Source organism: Variovorax sp. dw_954 (genome assembly GCF_018449755.1).
In the GTDB taxonomy this organism is placed as follows: Bacteria; Pseudomonadota; Gammaproteobacteria; order Burkholderiales; family Burkholderiaceae_C; genus Variovorax.
The window spans coordinates 1-2,514 of the sequence record NZ_JAAVVD010000075.1 but is presented as its reverse complement, the minus strand read 5'-3'; the positions used below and the strand labels follow the sequence as shown (position 1 = coordinate 2,514).

Genomic DNA, 2,514 nt, shown 5'->3' with positions numbered 1-2,514 from the left:
TTATGGAAAGCTTTTCATAACGGCCAGAAGCCGTCGGATGAAGCCACGCCGGCAAGCTGACTTCTAACGTGAACGCTGGCCTCAGCAGATCCTGCTGCAATTCCAGTTGCTAACCTGTGTGGCACTTCCGGCTCGTTTCCGGCAGACCAGTCGTCACTGGTTTCGCGCGTACTACCTGCGTCGTGGTTGGTCTGCGAACTTGCTCCGCACCGCGACGAGCGCGTCAAAGCTGTATCACGCCACGTCGGCTCGGGACAGTGCCCAGCGCGCAACATCGTTTCCCTGGCTTGCCGTCGACAAGATCACGGATACTTTCATTGGGAGCTTGTCCAATGGTTTGATTATGAGAAGACCCTCGCGGCGCTGTCGGCAGACCTTGGCGCTTTGCCGCAAAGAATGTGCGCTCCGACAGTAGACTTTCCTCAGTTCCACTTGGCTGAGCTGATGAGATTCGGGGCATCGTGATCTTCTTGAGCAGTAGGATCAGAGCCAGTTCGACCTCGAACCGCAACAGATTGGACGCCAACCGCTACGACGTGCCGACGATGCTCATCGGCGAGGGCATCTGGCTACTTTGCCGGTTCTGCGCTAGCGACTACCGCCTTCGCCTGGACGGCCGCCAAGCGATAGTCGTGGTCGCCATAGAAGCGCAGGTACAGAGAGGCGGCAATCGCCGAGTCGGTGCCTACTAGCGCTGTTTCGTATCGCGCTTTCATTGCCGCCGCGAACGCTCCGGCCCCGGCGCACAGGTGTCGATAGAAGGCGGAGAAGAAAAGGAGCGCCCCGTTGTCGTCCACCGGCTCGTGCGCTGCGATGACGGCCTCGCTGCCACCAGCGCGCAAGACCGGCGCCCAATGCGCGATTCGGTCGGTTCCCAAGGTGACAAGTTCGGGTGGTTCATCGCTGAGGAGCAGCTCGTGTGCGGTCAGCACGGTGCGCTCACCGATCACCAGTCCACTTAACGGGCGGCGCTCGGCCGCATCGGCGGTCGCGGCGCCCGGCGTGTCGGGCAGCCAATTCGACACGCTGTGGCCACCGAGATGCAGGACCCGATGGTCGCCGAGGGCAAGAACGCGCAGCGCATCCGACGGGGCCGGCTCGACCAGCCGATCGACGGTGAAGCCAGCGCCTTCAAGCGCGTCCGCCACCTTCGCTACCTCTGCGCGGGCCCCTGGCAGGTCGGGCAGCAAGGGACCGGCGGTACCTCCCAGCATCACCAGTGCGCTGGCCTGTGGCCGCAGTCGCTTCGCCGGGCGGCGGGCAGGAATGCCAGGGCAATCGCGAGAGAGCAGCGCCTGAAACCCCAAAGGCATCGGGCGCGCCGGCGACTTCAGCATTTCCCAAGGGACAAGATCCGCTTCGCCATCCGCGACCACCTGCAGGTGAGTGGCACTGTCTATGAGCGGCCGGAGTGACCGAGGAATCAGCAATCGGTACAGCACTTGTCCCGCTTCCAACAGGTCTTGCCACGCGAAGCGATACCGCAGTTCCTTTAGTGCCAGTTCAAGAGCCGAGTGCCCGATCGACACCTGCTCTTGACCCATCGCAGTCGCCGACGAGCTGGCTGCGTTTTCTGCCACGATGGACCATTGGTCCCCCTGCCGGGTGATACGCAAACGCACAACTGTGCTTGCGCCGACTGGCCGTTCGTCCATCCGACTCCGCAGGGCAGCCAGCAGGGTATTGCTGGCAGCTGATAGTGGCGGCGCTTGGCCGTCCGAGGAAGGTTCGTCTTCAATTGGCACGACTTCGGTGTCGGCGACCTCGGTGGCGGCCGTTTCGCCCTGACTTGCGTTAGGCTTGCCCTCCGCCTGTGGCGCTGCCGGACCAGCCGCTGAGGGACTGGCAACACGGCGGGGCATCTGTTGGAGGGCGACGATCAGTCCGTCGATGTCGGCGTCAAAGTGCTTGACGCTCAGCTCGTACGCGTTGTTTCGCAGCATGCGGCGCAGTCGCGAGGGCAACTGTTCTGCGCTTGGCAACGTAGCATCCCCCACCGTGACCGGCACGACTGTGAGTCCGTGCTTCAATGCCAACTCAACTTCCTGACGCACCAGGTCGTCTGGCTCGAGGATTCGACGGGCACGTCCGCCTCCCCGGATCGATGCCCAGAGCTGTCCAACGACTACGAGCGCCACGTCGCACCTCATGAGCCGGCTCTTCAGTTCTCGTTCGAAGTCAACCCCGGGAGCGATGCTCTTGATGTCGCAGAAGACGTTCTCCCGGCCCAAAGCCTCGGCCATCCGTGTGTCGAGCGCACGCACCCAGCCGCCGCTGTCGGCGCGTCGATAGCTGATGAAGACCCTCACCATGGCGCTCCTCCCAAGCCCTAAGAGGCCTAAGCAAATTGTTTCAGCTGGCTCGCCGGCAGCTTACTCCCGGGCGCCGAACATATCCACGTCGCACGCCGCCGGAGAACCGGACGTCGAATACTTGGTAGCTGTGATTGAACACTTCATTCGGTTGAGCCGCCAAACTGTCGGTCTGCTTATGCACCTCGCGGGTGTCAGCTCA

General features: G+C 62.7%; 2 protein-coding genes. One reads left to right on the top strand and one right to left on the bottom strand.

Translation table 11 applies throughout. The features are described from left to right. Positions 1 to 569: 569 nt before the first annotated feature. Positions 570 to 2,309, bottom strand: a complete 1,740-nt coding sequence (locus tag HB681_RS37510) for a CHAT domain-containing protein (protein WP_213959968.1) — start codon at positions 2,307 to 2,309, stop codon at positions 570 to 572. Between HB681_RS37510 and HB681_RS37505 the strand changes: the two genes are divergently transcribed. After that, positions 2,296 to 2,514: hypothetical protein (locus HB681_RS37505; RefSeq protein WP_213959967.1), on the top strand; the 219-nt coding region annotated here is incomplete at its 3' end. The genes HB681_RS37510 and HB681_RS37505 overlap by 14 nt on opposite strands.